The 14,972-nt window shown below is 57.4% G+C and carries 16 protein-coding genes; 12 read left to right on the forward strand and 4 right to left on the reverse strand.

Annotated elements, in window-relative coordinates; translation table 11 throughout:
* Position 1 precedes the first annotated feature (1 nt).
* The 6 genes from M2407_RS01385 (at position 2) to modC (ending at position 4,955) form a co-directional block, all read left to right on the forward strand.
* The gene (locus M2407_RS01385) at positions 2 to 1,036 is read left to right on the forward strand and encodes an iron ABC transporter permease (RefSeq protein ID WP_128863932.1); all 1,035 of its coding nucleotides are present in this window, start codon (positions 2 to 4) and stop codon (positions 1,034 to 1,036) included.
* Positions 1,033 to 1,818 carry an ABC transporter ATP-binding protein gene (locus tag M2407_RS01390; protein ID WP_259216587.1) on the forward strand — a complete coding sequence of 262 codons (786 nt, stop codon included), beginning with the start codon at positions 1,033 to 1,035 and terminating at the stop codon, positions 1,816 to 1,818. The genes M2407_RS01385 and M2407_RS01390 overlap by 4 nt, the downstream gene beginning before the upstream one ends.
* Positions 1,819 to 1,987: 169 nt before the next feature.
* Positions 1,988 to 2,137 (forward strand): AcrZ family multidrug efflux pump-associated protein, encoded by a 150-nt coding sequence (locus M2407_RS01395; RefSeq protein ID WP_020825707.1) that lies wholly within the window; start codon positions 1,988 to 1,990, stop codon positions 2,135 to 2,137.
* Positions 2,138 to 2,427: 290 nt separating this feature from the next.
* Entirely contained in the window at positions 2,428 to 3,201 is a 774-nt protein-coding gene (gene modA / locus M2407_RS01400; protein WP_020825708.1) for a molybdate ABC transporter substrate-binding protein, read from the forward strand.
* Positions 3,198 to 3,887: a molybdate ABC transporter permease subunit gene (modB, locus tag M2407_RS01405; protein ID WP_259216588.1), complete on the forward strand. Its 690-nt coding sequence runs from the start codon at positions 3,198 to 3,200 to the stop codon at positions 3,885 to 3,887. Before modA ends, modB begins: the two co-directional genes overlap by 4 nt.
* Positions 3,888 to 4,955, forward strand: coding sequence for a molybdenum ABC transporter ATP-binding protein ModC (gene modC / locus M2407_RS01410; protein ID WP_259216589.1), 1,068 nt, complete (start codon positions 3,888 to 3,890; stop codon positions 4,953 to 4,955).
* 34 nt (positions 4,956 to 4,989) lie between these two features.
* On the opposite strand, the gene M2407_RS01415 is transcribed toward modC, so the two are convergent.
* Positions 4,990 to 5,814: a pyridoxal phosphatase gene (locus tag M2407_RS01415; protein ID WP_020825711.1), complete on the reverse strand. Its 825-nt coding sequence runs from the start codon at positions 5,812 to 5,814 to the stop codon at positions 4,990 to 4,992.
* 178 nt (positions 5,815 to 5,992) lie between these two features.
* Here M2407_RS01415 and pgl point away from each other — a divergent pair, with 178 nt between their 5' ends.
* Positions 5,993 to 6,988, forward strand: a complete 996-nt coding sequence (gene pgl, locus M2407_RS01420; protein WP_020825712.1) for a 6-phosphogluconolactonase — start codon at positions 5,993 to 5,995, stop codon at positions 6,986 to 6,988.
* Positions 6,989 to 7,082: 94 nt separating this feature from the next.
* Here the strand turns inward: pgl and M2407_RS01425 are convergent, their stop codons facing one another.
* Entirely contained in the window at positions 7,083 to 7,565 is a 483-nt protein-coding gene (locus M2407_RS01425) for a kinase inhibitor (protein ID WP_259216590.1), read from the reverse strand.
* A gap of 165 nt (positions 7,566 to 7,730) precedes the next feature.
* Here M2407_RS01425 and M2407_RS26240 point away from each other — a divergent pair, with 165 nt between their 5' ends.
* Positions 7,731 to 8,132 carry a YkvA family protein gene (locus M2407_RS26240; RefSeq protein ID WP_048761208.1) on the forward strand — a complete coding sequence of 134 codons (402 nt, stop codon included), beginning with the start codon at positions 7,731 to 7,733 and terminating at the stop codon, positions 8,130 to 8,132.
* 4 nt (positions 8,133 to 8,136) lie between these two features.
* Here M2407_RS26240 and bioA read toward each other — a convergent pair whose 3' ends face one another.
* Positions 8,137 to 9,411 (reverse strand): adenosylmethionine--8-amino-7-oxononanoate transaminase, encoded by a 1,275-nt coding sequence (gene bioA / locus M2407_RS01435; protein ID WP_259216592.1) that lies wholly within the window; start codon positions 9,409 to 9,411, stop codon positions 8,137 to 8,139.
* A 90-nt stretch (positions 9,412 to 9,501) separates the two neighbouring features.
* Here bioA and bioB point away from each other — a divergent pair, with 90 nt between their 5' ends.
* From bioB to bioD, 4 genes are read left to right on the forward strand one after another with little or no spacing between them, the layout of a single operon-like run.
* On the forward strand, positions 9,502 to 10,539 hold the full coding sequence (bioB, locus tag M2407_RS01440) for a biotin synthase BioB (RefSeq protein WP_020825716.1): 1,038 nt from the start codon (positions 9,502 to 9,504) through the stop codon (positions 10,537 to 10,539).
* Complete coding sequence (gene bioF / locus M2407_RS01445; RefSeq protein WP_130015927.1) at positions 10,539 to 11,690, forward strand: 8-amino-7-oxononanoate synthase; 1,152 nt, start codon at positions 10,539 to 10,541, stop codon at positions 11,688 to 11,690. Before bioB ends, bioF begins: the two co-directional genes overlap by 1 nt.
* Positions 11,674 to 12,441 (forward strand): malonyl-ACP O-methyltransferase BioC, encoded by a 768-nt coding sequence (bioC, locus tag M2407_RS01450; RefSeq protein WP_259216593.1) that lies wholly within the window; start codon positions 11,674 to 11,676, stop codon positions 12,439 to 12,441. The genes bioF and bioC overlap by 17 nt, the downstream gene beginning before the upstream one ends.
* Positions 12,434 to 13,114 carry a dethiobiotin synthase gene (bioD, locus tag M2407_RS01455; RefSeq protein WP_142815722.1) on the forward strand — a complete coding sequence of 227 codons (681 nt, stop codon included), beginning with the start codon at positions 12,434 to 12,436 and terminating at the stop codon, positions 13,112 to 13,114. The genes bioC and bioD overlap by 8 nt, the downstream gene beginning before the upstream one ends.
* A gap of 57 nt (positions 13,115 to 13,171) precedes the next feature.
* Here the strand turns inward: bioD and M2407_RS01460 are convergent, their stop codons facing one another.
* Positions 13,172 to 14,848 carry a hypothetical protein gene (locus tag M2407_RS01460; RefSeq protein ID WP_259216595.1) on the reverse strand — a complete coding sequence of 559 codons (1,677 nt, stop codon included), beginning with the start codon at positions 14,846 to 14,848 and terminating at the stop codon, positions 13,172 to 13,174.
* Positions 14,849 to 14,972: the final 124 nt, after the last annotated feature.

The raw sequence follows: 14,972 nt of genomic DNA on the forward strand, positions 1-14,972 counted from the left end.
TATGGACGGATCGGTACGCCGGGGGGCCAGGCGTTCAGGCGGTTGGTTGTGCATGCTGGCGCTGGCGTTGCCGCTATTTTTGCTCGCTGCCTCGTTGTACGGACCGGCGCCAATATCGCTGCATGACGCGTGGCGTATTTTGTCTGCCCCTGGCGCCGCTAACGCCGAGGACGGTAGCGAGATTTATCAACGGATAATCTGGTCATTGAGAATGCCGAGGGCGCTGTTGGCCGCGGTGGCAGGGGCCGGTCTGGCCTTGGCCGGCACCGTCCTGCAATCGCTGACGCGCAACCCGTTGGCCGATCCCTGGGTGCTGGGGATCTCTTCCGGGGCGGGCGTGGGCGCTGTTCTGGTGCTGGTGTTGGGGCTCGGCGGCGGCCTGTTGTCGGTGTCTGGCGGAGCATTTATCGGTGCGGCCGGGGCCTTTGCTCTGGTTTTACTGCTCGCCGGGCGTTCCTTGAACGCCGAGTCATCGCTGTTTATTTTGGCGGGGGTCGCGGTCACGCAACTGCTTTCGGCACTGACCTCGCTGATTACCCTATGGCAAGCGGACGCCAATGCCACGCGTGGCGTGATGTTCTGGCTATTGGGATCCTTCAGTGACGCCCGCTGGTCGCAGGTGGGGCTTTGCGCTCTGCTGCTGGCGGCGGCACTGGCGGTTTGCTGGATGAAAGCGGGCGAGCTGGACGCACTGGCATTCGGCGGCCTGACCGCGGCGTCGTTGGGAGTGGCGGTGGCGCCGCTGAAGCTGCTGCTGTACGGCATTACCATGGCGCTGACGGCCGTTATCGTCGCATTCAGCGGCGCGGTGGGGTTTATTGGGCTGACGGTGCCGCACGTCGCCAGACTGCTGGTCGGGCCGCGTCACCGGTTGCTGTTGCCGGCCAGCGCGCTGTGCGGCGCGTTGTTTGCCGTCGCGGCGGACACCCTGGCCAGAACCTTGTTTGAACCGCGCGAACTGCCGGTGGGCGTCTTGACCGCGTTGTTGGGTGTCCCGGTATTTCTCGCCTTGCTGTATCGGAAAATAAATGCATGAACATTGAAAGCCGGTTATCGGGGCTGCGTGCCGAAGGGTTGGGGTGGTCAACGGCAGAAAGAGTGGTGCTGAATAACCTCAGTTTTCACGCCCGGCCCGGTGAAATTACCGGCGTGCTCGGCGTCAACGGCAGCGGAAAATCTACGCTGCTCAAGTTACTGGCGGGATTGATTTCCCCCAGCCGTGGCCGGGTGTATTTGCAGCAAACCGATATTGCCTCAATGAAAGGGCGCGAGCGAGCCAAATGCATGACTTTCCTCGAACAGTCCGGGCCCGGCGCCTTTGCCATTGCGGTGAAAGACGTGGTGTTGCTCGGGCGTCTGGTTTACGCCAGCCGCTGGGCAGGATTCAGCGCGGTAGATTATCGCATTGCCGGGCAGGTGATGGAGCAGGTCGGCATTTCGCACCTGGCCGAGCGTGAATGGCATCAGCTGTCCGGCGGGGAACAGCAACGCGTTCATCTGGCACGCGCGCTGGCGCAACAAACGCCATGGCTGTTATTGGATGAACCTGCCAACCATCTTGATATTGCCCATCAGCAGCAGTTTATGGCGTTATTGCGGCGGCTGGGCATCAGCGTAGTGGTTTCGCTGCACGACCTGAATTTGGCGGCCTGCTACTGTGACCGGCTGATGTTGTTAAAGCAGGGCGGTTTACACGCGTTCGGCCCCCCGCAGCAGGTGCTGACATCGGAGACGATAGACAGGGTTTATGGGGTAGAGGCCAGGCTGGCGGCGGTTAGCGATTATGCCGCGCCGCTGATCTATTATCCTGTTCAATAGCGTTCGCCGCAGGCCGATAGACGCCACCGGAGCACAAATGGCACGTTTGGCCGGTTACAAATTCCGCCAAGTCTTTAAAATAACCCCGTTTTAGTTGGTTTTTTGGTTTAAACTAGAATTTACGTGGCGGTGTTCATTACCGCTCAATGGGCAGTTAAGTGAGGCTACCATGTTGGATTTATTGAAAAGTTTGCTGTTCGCTGTGGTCATGGTTCCGGTTGTGATGGCCATCATCCTCGGCCTGATCTACGGTTTGGCGGAAGTGTTCAACATTTTCTCCAAAGTGGGCCGTTCGAAAGAAAATCGTACCCAGCACTGATCGTTACCCATCCCCATTTCAAAGCCTGCCGGCGTCGTTCGGCAGGTAGATATATGCCCTAAATAATTCGAGTGGCTTGTAGGCGGCAACGCAGTGAATCCCCGGGAGCTTACTCTGGTAAGTGACCGGGGTGAACGAGGAGAGCCAACACCCAAGCAGCTTGAAGTATGACGGGTATATCAAGATATCTCACACCCTGCCGATAAACCGCATGACAAGCTTCTGCACGACGTTATATTATTTTTTATATAACGAAGAGTGATAATGCACGTTAACTTGCGGAGAAAACAATGAAACAGCAATGGACTAAGTGGGTCGGCGGTATCGTATTGGCATCCGGTATGGTTATGCAGGCATCGGCAGCGGATAAAATTACCGTTTTTGCGGCCGCCTCGCTGACTAACGCACTGCAGGATATCGCGACCCAATACCAGAAAGGCAAGGATGTGCAGGTGGTTTCCTCATTCGCCTCTTCTTCCACGCTGGCGCGCCAGATTGAGCAGGGCGCGCCGGCCGATCTGTTTATCTCTGCCGATCAGCAGTGGATGGATTACGCCATCGACAAACAGCAAATGGTCAAAGACACCCGTTACACCCTGTTGGGCAACGAACTGGTGTTGATCGCGGCAAAAGACGCCAAACCGGCTAAAATCACGCTCGACAAGCAAACCGACTGGGCAAAACTGCTCAATGGCGGCCGCCTGTCGGTGGGTGATCCGGATCACGTGCCTGCCGGCATTTATGCCAAGGAAGCGCTGCAGAATCTCGGAGCCTGGACCGCGCTGGAACCTAAGTTGGCCCGGGCCAACAACGTACGCAGCGCCATGGCATTGGTAGAACGTGGCGAAGCGCCGTTGGGCATTGTTTATGGTTCAGACGCGGTAGCCAGTGATAAAGTCAGCGTGGTGGCCATCTTCCCGGAAGACAGCCACAAACCGGTGGAATACCCGATGGCGATAGTGAAAGGTCATCAAACCCCGGCCGTCAGCGCGTTCTACAGCTACCTGAAGAGCCCGGAAGCGGCTGCTATTTTCAAACATTATGGATTCTCCCCGCGTAAATGATCCTGAGTGATTACGAGTGGCAGGCCGTTGAACTGAGCCTGAAAGTGTCCGCCCTGGCGGTGGTGTGCAGTTTACCCTTTGGCATTCTGATGGCCTGGGTACTGGTACGCTGCCGCTTCCCGGGTAAATCGCTGCTGGACAGTATTATTCACCTGCCGCTGGTACTGCCACCGGTGGTGGTCGGCTATTTATTGCTGATCGCCATGGGGCGGCGCGGCGTGATTGGCGAATGGCTGTATGACTGGTTTGGCTTCAGTTTCAGCTTTAGCTGGCGCGGTGCGGCGCTGGCTTCTGCCGTGGTGGCGTTCCCGCTGATGGTGCGCGCCATCCGGTTGGCGCTGGAGGCGGTGGATACCCGGCTGGAGCAGGCTGCCCGCACCCTGGGGGCCAACCCGTGGCGGGTGTTTTTCACCATCACGCTGCCGCTGTCGCTGCCCGGCGTGATTGTCGGTGTGGTATTGGCCTTTGCCCGTTCTCTGGGCGAGTTCGGCGCCACCATTACCTTTGTTTCCAACATTCCCGGCGAGACGCGCACCATACCGCTGGCGATGTATACCCTGATTGAAACGCCGGGGGCTGAAGCCGCCGCCGCGCGCCTGTGCGTGATTGCCATAGTGCTGTCACTGCTTTCACTGATGGTTTCCGAGTGGCTGGCCCGCTGGGGTCGTAAACGGATGGGCGTGTAAATGCTGGAGCTGGATTTCTCCCAACGCCTTGGGGATTTAAACCTTAACGTGCGCGCCGATCTGCCCGCACAGGGCATCACCGCGATTTTTGGCCTGTCGGGTGCGGGTAAAACTTCCTTAATCAATGCCATTGGCGGCCTGACGCGCCTGCAGCAAGGCCGCATTGTGCTCAATGGCCGTACGCTGGTGGATACCGCCAGCGGCCTGTGCCTGCCACCGGAGAAGCGGCGGATTGGCTACGTGTTTCAGGACGCGCGCCTGTTCCCGCATTATCGGGTACGCGGCAACTTGCAATACGGTATGGCGACCAGTATGCGTGCTCAGTTCGACAACATTGTTGAACTGCTGGGTATCGGACCCTTGCTCAACCGCCTGCCGTTGACGCTGTCCGGCGGTGAAAAACAGCGGGTGGCGATTGGTCGTGCTTTATTGACCGCGCCGGAGTTGCTGCTGATGGATGAACCTCTGGCGTCGCTGGACCTGCCGCGCAAGCGCGAACTGCTGCCGTATCTGGAGCGGTTGGCGCAGGACGTCAATACGCCGATCCTTTACGTCAGCCACAGCATGGATGAAATTCTGCGTTTGGCCGAGCAGGTGATGGTGCTGGATAACGGTCAGATAAGGGCATTCGGCGGGCTGGAAGAAGTGTGGGCCAGCAGCGCACTGCGGCCATGGTTGCAGCGTGAAGATCAAAGCAGCGTGCTGCGCGTCAGCGTAATTGAACATCATGCGCGCTACGCCATGACGGCCCTGGCGTTGGGCGACCAACGCCTGTGGGTCAGCGGAGTCGATGCCGCGTTGGGCGCTCAACTGCGCATCCGAATCAACGCCGCCGACGTTTCATTGGTGCTGCAGCCGCCGGTCAACAGCAGTATCCGCAACGTACTGCCGGCCAAGGTGACCGAGTGCCTGGACGTGGATGGACAGGTGGAGGTGAAACTGGCGGTGGGAGAGAGCGTGCTGTGGGCGCGTATTACGCCGTGGGCGCGTGATGAGTTGGCGATCCGACCGGGTCAATGGTTGTATGCGCAGGTGAAAAGCGTGTCGATCAGCCGCGAGGCGCGTTAAATAGCGCCCTCCCCGCGGGGAGGGCAATCACGAATTACTGACCCAGCACGCGCGTGCGGATCACCTCGGCGATGCCGGGCTGCAGGTGATCGGCGATCACCAAGTCGGCGCGTTGCTTGATAGCGTCATCGGCATTGCCCATCGCCACGCCCAGGCCTACCGCTTCCAGCATGCTGAGGTCATTGTAGTTATCCCCGAACGCCACCACCTGATCCATGCTCAGGCCCTGCGACTCGACCCACTGCTGCAGGCGTTTCCCTTTGCTGTTGCCGCCTTTGGCGATATCGACCTGATCGTGCCACGACCATTCGCAGGCCAGTCCCAGCTCTTTTTCCACCGTTTCGGCAAACTGGCGCAGAGCGGGAATATCGGCGTGCGAAGTGGCGAATTTCCAGATGGATTGTGCTTCATCGGCCGCCTGTACCAGGCTGTTGACCTGCAACAGCGTTGGGCGCTGCGCCGGCGGCAGGGTTTCCGCCCAGGCAAGTGAACGGGTGACGTGGCCGCTGGGTTCCTGATACAGCATGGCGTCGTCCACGTACATCAGGCCGTGAATGCCGCTTTGTTTCAGCATTTGCAGCACCAGTTTGGCCTGATCTTTGGCCAGCGGATCGGCGGCCAGCACTTTTTGCTGTTGGAAGTCATACAGATAGGTGCCGTTGCAGCAGATTGCCGGGGTGTCTATCTCCAGCGCCTGATAAAACGGGTGGATCGCCACGTGATGGCGGCCGGTGACGACAATCACTTTGATACCGGCAGCGCGCGCTTGCGCCAGGGCTGCCAGCGACTGCGGTAAAATGCGTTTTTGGTTGTCCAGCAGGGTGCCATCCAGATCGAGGGCAATGACGCGGTAGCTCATAGGGATCTCATTATCGTTAGCAACAAAATTAAACCGATGGTACACCGGATAAGCGATGGATAAAACAGCACAGATTTCCTCAGCAACACAGGGTTGTTATGTCACGGATGTGAGGTAAGCTAGGGGAAACCGAAAAACCTGAAACCGGTTTCTCTCTTACCCTATTCAAGGAGAACACATGAAGCAAATCGTTTATGTCGCCAGCCCGGAAAGTCAACAAATTCACGTCTGGCAGTTAGGCGATGCAGGGGCCCTGGCGCTGCTGCAAACCGTCGAAGTCCCGGGTCAGGTGCAACCGATGGCTATCCACCCGGACCGAACGCACCTGTACGTCGGCGTGCGCCCGGCGTTCGGCATTGTCAGCTACCGCATCGAGGCGGACGGCACGCTGCAACAGGCGGGCATGGCACCGCTGCCGGGCAGCCCGACCCATATCTCCACCGATTTGCAGGGGCGTTATCTATTCTCCGCCTCCTACAGCGGTAACTGCGCCAGCGTCAGCCCGATCGGCCATGACGGCGTAGTGGGCGCACCTCTTCAGCAGATTGACGGGTTAACTGCGCCGCACTCGGCCAATATCGATCCGACCAATCAGCTGCTGCTGGTGCCTTGCCTGAAAGAAGATCGCATTCGTCTGTTCAATTTGGATCAACAGGGTGAACTGACGCCGCATGCTCAGGAAGCGGTTGCAACCGCCGCCGGTGCTGGCCCGCGCCACATGGCATTCCACCCTAACGACAAATTTGCCTACTGCGTCAACGAACTGGACGGCACGGTAGACGTGCTGGCCATCAGTGAAAACGGCGCTAAATACACCCTGGCGCAAACGCTGGATATCATGCCTGCCGATTTCAACGGCACCCGTTGGGCGGCGGATATTCACCTCACGCCGAATGGCCGCTTCCTCTACACCAGCGACCGCACCGCCAGCATTTTGACCATTTTCAGCGTCTCCGAAGATGGCAGCACCCTGTCGGTCGTTGGCTACCACCCGACTGAAGAGCAGCCACGCGGCTTCAACATCGACCACAGCGGCCGCTTTGTGATCTCGTCCGGCCAGAAGTCCGATCATATCGGGGTATATGAAATCGATCAGGCCAGCGGCAAGCTGACCACTCTGGCACGTTACCCGGTGGGTAAAGGCCCGATGTGGGTAAGCGTATTAGCGAAGTAAATGATACCCGGTTGCCGTAAGGGTGAATGAATAATGAGGGCGCAGCTTGCTGCGCCCCTACAGTCTCTCGGGTTGGGGATGTTTTTCCCGAAAATCAGCTGTATTTCACCGTCAGCGTGGCGCTGCCAAGGCTATGGAAGTGCACGTTGAAACCGACCAGCGCGCCGCTGGAACCTTCATCCACCTCAATACTTTCTACGTCCAGTGCGTGGACGGTGAAGTGATAGCGGTGGCTTTCTCCCTGCGGTGGCGCCGCGCCGCCATAGCCGGCGGAACCAAAATCGGTGCGAGTCTGCACGGCGCCGGCCGGTAAGCTGCCCTTGCCGGAACCTGCGCCCTGCGGCAGTTCACGCGTGGCAGCCGGGATATTGGCTACCACCCAGTGCCACCAGCCGGAGCCGGTCGGGGCATCGGGATCGTATACCGAAATCACGAAACTCTTGGTGCCTTCCGGCACGCCGTCCCAGGCCAGATGCGGCGACAGATTATCGCCATGATAACCCATGCCGTTGAATACCTGGCGCTCCGGCATTTTCGCGCCGTCCTGCAAATCGTTGCTGTACAAACGAAAGCTCATAATGACTCCATTGGTCGGTAAAAGCTGAATGCCTAAGCTAGACCTTTTTGACGTAATAACACAAGCCTCATTGCGCCTCGCCAGTGGCCTGCTCTATGAGTTATCCTCGTTAACGCCGAAGCTACATACGCGACATCAATAATTCACAGATCGATACAAGCAATCATGATTTCATTAAAAAAACGCACGCCGTGGTTTGGTTGGCTGCGCCGCTGGGCCAAGGGCATCAAGCGCGATATTTATGCTCTTTGGCTGGCCGCCCGTGACCGGCGCACGCCCTGGTATGCCAAATTGATCGCCTTGCTGGTGGCGGGTTATGCGGTATCGCCTATCGATCTGATCCCGGACTTTATTCCGGTGTTGGGCTATCTGGACGACGTGATTATTGTGCCGCTGGGCATAATGCTGGCGGTGCGGTTGATCCCCAAGCCGCTGATGGTGGAGTTCCGCGAGAAGGCGCAAAGGCGTATCGACAATCCTACCGGGCGGATGGCGGCGGTAATGATCATTTTGCTGTGGGTGTTGTGTCTGGTATTGCTGGCCCGTTATCTGGACCAGCATTGGTAATCTGTTATTGGACCGCGGCGGTGACTGCGGCGGTCAATTTGCTGAGCTGTTCAGGCTCGATGATGTAAGGCGGCATTAAATAAATCAGTTTGCCGAACGGGCGGATCCACACGCCGCGCTCGACGAATCCGCGCTGTAGCTGCGCCATATCTACCGGCTCGCGCATTTCCACTACGCCAATCGCCCCCAATACCCGCACGTCCGCTACTTTTGGCTGCATTTTCAGCGGCAATAGCTGCTGTTTCAACTGGGTCTCGATGGCGGCCACCTGCTGTTGCCAGCGATTTTCCGCCAGCAGCGACAGGCTGGCATTCGCCACCGCGCAGGCCAAAGGATTGCCCATAAAGGTAGGACCGTGCATAAAGCAGCCCGCAGCGCCGTTGCTGATGGTTTCCGCCACGTGGCGGGTGGTCAGGGTGGCGGAAAGCGTCATATAGCCGCCGGTCAACGCCTTGCCCAGACACAGAATATCCGGTACTACCTCGGCATGTTCACAGGCGAACAGCTTGCCGGTACGTCCGAAGCCGGTAGCGATCTCGTCGGCAATCAGCAGCACCTGATAGCGGTCACAGAGTTCGCGTACCCGTTTAAGGTAAGTCGGGTGATAGATGCGCATGCCGCCCGCCCCCTGGACCACCGGTTCCAGGATCACCGCCGCCACTTCACCGGCGTGTTGTTCCAACAGCGTGGCGAACGGGGCGATATCATTTTCATCCCAGGCCTGATCGAAACCGCACTGCGGCGCGGTAGCGAACAGGTGCGGCGCGAGATAGCCCTGATACAGGCTGTGCATCGAGTTGTCCGGATCGCATACCGACATCGCGCCGAAGGTATCGCCGTGATAGCCGTGACGCAGGGTCAGAATGCGCTGCCGCCGTTCCCCGCGCGCTTGCCAGTATTGCAACGCCATCTTCAGCGACACTTCCACCGCCACCGAACCGGAATCCGCCAGGAACACGCATTGCAGCGCTTCCGGCGTCATAGCGACCAACTTGCGACACAGTTCAATCGCAGCGGGGTGGGTAATGCCGCCGAACATCACGTGCGACATCTTTTCCAACTGCTGCGTGGCGGCCAGGTTCAACTGCGGGTGGTTATACCCGTGAATGGCCGCCCACCAGGACGACATACCGTCAATCAGGCGTCGGCCATCGGCCAATTGCAGTTCAACGCCGCTGGCGGCCTCTACCGGATAACAGGGCAGTGGGTGGCTCATCGAGGTGTAAGGGTGCCAGATATGGCGCTGATCGAATTCCAGGTCGGAGTCAGTGACAGACATACTTGTAAACCAAATCATGTGTGTAATGGTTGACAGTATATCCACAATATCTAAACTGACGACACTTTTTTCATTTTTGGAGACGCCGTGATGGCCGATCGCATTCACTGGACAGTGGGTCTCGCCCAGACCCTGTTTGATAAACCCCTGCTTGAGTTATTGTTTGAAGCCCAGACGGTTCACCGCCAGCATTTTGATCCGCGTCAGGTGCAGGTGAGCACGCTGTTATCAATCAAAACCGGCGCCTGTCCCGAAGACTGCAAGTACTGTCCGCAGAGTTCCCGCTACAAAACCGGCCTGGAGTCGGAGCGGTTGATGCAGGTGGAACAGGTGCTGGAATCGGCGCGCAAGGCCAAGGCCAACGGTTCGACCCGCTTCTGTATGGGCGCGGCATGGAAAAACCCGCACGAGCGCGATATGCCTTACCTGCAGCAGATGGTGCAAGGCGTGAAGGCCATGGGGATGGAAACTTGCATGACCCTGGGCACGCTGGATGGCTCACAGGCGGAACGCTTGGCCGAAGCCGGGCTGGATTATTACAACCACAACCTGGATACCTCGCCGGAATTCTACGGCAATATCATCACCACCCGCAGCTATCAGGAACGCCTGGATACGTTGGGCAAGGTGCGTGGTGCGGGTATCAAAGTCTGTTCCGGTGGCATCGTTGGGCTGGGAGAAACGGTGCGTGACCGCGCAGGGCTGCTGGTACAGCTGGCCAATCTGCCCACGCCGCCGGAGAGCGTGCCGATCAACATGCTGGTGAAGGTTAAGGGGACGCCGCTGGCGGACAACGACGACGTCGATCCTTTTGATTTCATTCGCACTATCGCAGTGGCACGCATCATGATGCCGTCTTCTTACGTGCGTCTTTCAGCCGGTCGCGAGCAGATGAACGAACAAACCCAGGCGATGTGCTTTATGGCCGGTGCCAACTCCATCTTCTACGGCTGCAAGCTGCTGACCACGCCAAACCCGGAAGAGGACAAGGATCTGCAATTGTTCCGCAAGCTGGGCCTCAACCCGCAGCAGACCGAAACCGAGCACGGCGACAACCAGCAACAAGAAGTGCTGGCTGCGCGCCTGATGCAGGCCGATACCGCTGAGTTTTACAACGCGGCGCTGTAATGAGCTGGCAACAACGTATTGAACAGGCGCTGGAGGAGCGGCAACAGAGTGCCGCTTACCGCCACCGTTTAGTGAATCAGGGCGGCAATGGCCGCCATCTTCAGCTTAACGACCAACGCTACCTGAATTTTTCCGGCAATGACTATCTGGGCCTGAGCCAGAATGCGCAGGTGATCGCTGCCTGGCAGCAGGGTGCGCAGCAATATGGCGTGGGGTCCGGCGGTTCCGGCCACGTCACCGGTTTTTGTACTGCGCATCAGGCGCTGGAACAACAATTGGCGCAGTGGTTGGGTTATCCGCGCGCGCTGCTGTTTATCTCTGGCTATGCCGCCAATCAGGCGCTGCTGGCGGCGCTGATGCAGGAAGAGGATCGCATTCTGGCCGATCGGCTTAGCCACGCCTCGCTGCTGGAGGCGGCAGCTCACTCACCGGCCCAACTCCGACGCTTTCGCCATAACCAACCGCAGGCGTTGGCCGATTTGCTGGCAAAACCCTGCGGCGGCCAGACGTTGGCGGTCACCGAAGGGGTATTCAGCATGGACGGCGACAGTGCCCCTTTGGCAGAGCTGCACCGTTTGACCCGCGAGGCAGGCGCCTGGCTGATGGTTGACGACGCACATGGCATTGGCGTTCAGGGCGAGCAGGGGCGCGGCAGTTGCTGGCAGCAGGGCGTACGGCCCGAGTTGTTGGTGGTCACTTTCGGCAAAGCCTTTGGCCTCAGTGGCGCTGCGGTCCTGTGCGATGAATCTACGGCTGAATACCTGTTGCAGTTTGCCCGCCATCTGATTTACAGCACGGCGATGCCGCCGGCACAGGCCTGTGCGCTGCAGGCAGCGTTGCATTGTATCCAGCAGGGTGACGAATTACGCACGCGGTTGAACACGAATATTCAGCGATTTCGCCAGGGGGCGGCCCAGTTGTCGCTGACGCTGACGGAGTCTCTAACCGCCATTCAGCCGTTGCTGGTGGGGGATAATCAGCGAGCGCTTGATTTGGCGCAGCACCTGCGTGCGCAAGGCCTGTGGGTGAGTGCGATCCGCCCGCCAACGGTACCGCCGGGCGGTGCGCGTTTGCGTATTACCCTGACGGCGGCGCATCAGCCACAGGATATCGATCGTCTGCTGGAGGTATTGCATGACGTCAGCGTTTGAACAGGTTAACAAGCAAGCGGTCGCCTCGGCCTTTAGCCGCGCGGCCGTGAGTTATGACGCGGTGGCGGTATTACAGCGTCATGTGGGTGAGCGCTTACTGGGGATGGGGCAGGAGCACCGGGGCGAGCAACTGCTCGATGCCGGCTGTGGCACCGGTTATTTCAGCCGCCGCTGGCGCGAACTGGGCAAGCAGGTGACGGCGCTCGATTTGGCACCGGGTATGCTGGCCTTTGCCCGCCAGCAGCAGGCAGCGGATCATTATCTGCTGGGCGACATCGAAAATGTTCCCTTAGCCGATGCTGCCGTGGATATCAGTTTCAGCAGCCTGGTGGTGCAATGGTGCAGCGATCTGCCGCGGGCGTTGGCAGAGTTGTACCGCGTTACCCGCCCGGGCGGCGTGATTTTATTTTCCACCCTGGCTGAAGGTTCGCTGCATGAATTGGGTGACGCCTGGCAGCAGGTGGACGGTGAGCGCCATGTTAATGATTTTCTGCCGCTGGCGCAGATTGAGGCGGCCTGCGCGGGTTATCGCCATCACCTGCAGGCGGAATGGCAAACCCTGAATTACCCGGAGGTAATGGCGTTGATGCGATCCCTCAAGGGGATAGGTGCGACCCATTTGCATCAGGGGCGCGAAGCCGGCCTGCTGTCCCGACAGCGCCTCGCCGCCTTGCAGGCAGCCTATCCCTGCCGCCGTGGACAATTTCCGCTCAGCTATCATCTGATTTATGGAGTGATTTATCGTGATTAAGCGTTGGTTTGTCACCGGCACCGACACCGAAGTGGGCAAAACCGTGGCCAGTAGCGCCTTGCTGCAGGCAGCCAATTTGGCGGGTTACCGCACGGCCGGCTACAAACCGGTAGCTTCAGGCAGCGAGATGACCGCGGAAGGGCTACGTAACGGCGATGCGTTGGCATTGCAGGCCAACAGCGCGGTGGCGCTAAGCTATGACGAAGTAAACCCTTATGTGTTTGCAGAACCGACCTCGCCGCACATTGTCAGCGCCGACGAAGGGCGGCCGATCGAACTGGCTCAGCTTTCCGCCGGGTTACGTCACCTGGAGCAGCGGGCCGAGTGGCTGTTGGTCGAAGGCGCCGGGGGCTGGTTTACGCCGCTTAGTGAACAACATACCTTTGCCGACTGGGTGCAGCAGGAACAACTGCCGGTCATTTTGGTGGTGGGAATACGGCTGGGCTGCATCAACCATGCCGTGCTGACCGCACAGGCTATCCGGCAGGCGGGATTGCCGCTGGTCGGTTGGATCGCCAATGACGTCTGCGCACCGGGTCGCCGCCATCAGGAATATATGGCCACGCTGCGCCGCATGTTACCGGCCCCGTTGCTGGGGGAGATCCCCCATCTGCCCGAAGCCGAACGGCAGGCGCTGGGGCAGTATCTGGATTTGAGCGTTTTACCCCTTTAAGCGTTAGATCCTCCGTCCAGGGTATTCGCCATGGACGGAGATCGCCTGGTTACCTATTTACATGGCGGTGATACAAGCGTTATCCACGTATAAAACCCCGTTTTTAGCTAAAGCATACAAATTGAATGACAAGATAATGTGAGTTGCCCAAACCGGCACTTTTCGCCTGTTGCTATTAAATCGGTATTCTTTGAATTCGAGATAATCATTGGTGTTTAGCATGCCATCCCAGGCGGCGACATCCGATTTCGCGATGATCGACACACCATTGCTTTCGGTTTCCTGAATACAGGCATAGTGCAGCGTGGAAAATAAATTGCCGGTGCCGCCATTCAGTGTTTTCAGGGTAAAACAAGCACCTAATTGTTCATATTGTGATACTGGCACAATCAACCTTAGGCCCGCATTGGTGTTGGTATTGCCCAATTTTGTCACTTTTAACGCATTACTGCCGTTAGTGCCTGCACCAGATTCGATGGCGATAGTGATGGCGTCTGAGGTGAAGGGATCGCTGACGCTACCGCCAGAGACTTCCCAACCTAAAGGTTTCGTCGTGAATGAAAAACTTCCGTCTTTAATCTTGTTATTATTCATGGTGGTTAAAGTTTGAAGACCTTTGCCTCCGCCGCCACCATCGAGGCGGCTATTACGGATCACGAAGTCACCGGTGCCGCCGAAATAACGTCCTGTCGTGGTTCTCACACCATAAAATTTGACATTTTCGACGATAATTCCACTGCTGCCAGCTTCGGCAAAAAAACAGTATTCTTTGGTCAGGGGGCCTTCCAGCGTAATAATTTCACCCCCCTGAATAAGTAGCGAGGCGTTTTGGTTGGCACTACAGCGGAACGGGAAATCAGTAAGCGGACTATTTTCATTATTGAACTCGATATGGCAACCGTGCAATTCGACGCTCCCCGCTTGCACATTTACAATAGCACCAGCGTAATCTATTGATGTACCGAAAAAACGAAATGCACCGTTCGGATTCTGGTTGCCAATGGCCAGACCTTGCGAGTTACCGAGTGTACCGCCAAAGAAGTTAATTCCTTCGCCAAAGTTTTTAGCACCGGATTCAGCGGATGGCATATGTACACATTCATAACAACGGATGACCTCACAGGCGTAGTGATGTCCAATATAGGCGTTAGCGCCAAAATACATACCGTAATAAAAACCAGAAATATACACGTTATTAACGGAAAAGTTCCCCAGCAGGCCTCCCAGCAGATTTCCCTGTGGATCTTTTTTTTCTGGCGAATCAAACAAGATCCCGTCAATAAAGTTGTATTCGTCTTTTTTTTCATCTGCCATATCAGGTAACGCAGTTTTTTTCTTTGCACCGATCCCTTTGACGCTAAAGTTTTTTAAGATTGGCGCTGGCCGAATGGGGACACCATTATCCAGTGCGAGCGAGGTCGCATAGCAACGCATAAAGTAGTTGTGATCGTTTTCAGTGCCGCTTGGAATGTTAGTGGTGATTTTTACACCATTACCGTCAATATAAACGAAGCCAACGTCGATATCTGTCTTGGGGGCTATCCAGGTCTCAAACGGGGAGGCGAATTTTACGGTTGTTGGTCTTTTTAAGGTGTCTTTAATGAAGGTTTGCGCTTTGACCAGTTCGTCGCGCGACTTGACGTAAATACCCGCCACATCGAGACGCTCTTTTAGCGTCCAGACTTTACTGTTCAGATCGCTATATTGGATAAATTGTGCATCATTATCAGCCATGATCTAACCCTCGATTCAAGTATATTGGATGTGAAAACCCGTTGAATATGGAGGGAGTGTCTGACCACTTCCAGTCTCTATCGTTCTGTCTGCGTTGGTACAACGGCAGAGGTGTTAATTCAGC

Origin of the sequence: Serratia sp. BIGb0234, from assembly GCF_024809915.1 — a bacterium.
Lineage (GTDB): Bacteria > Pseudomonadota > Gammaproteobacteria > Enterobacterales > Enterobacteriaceae > Serratia > Serratia liquefaciens.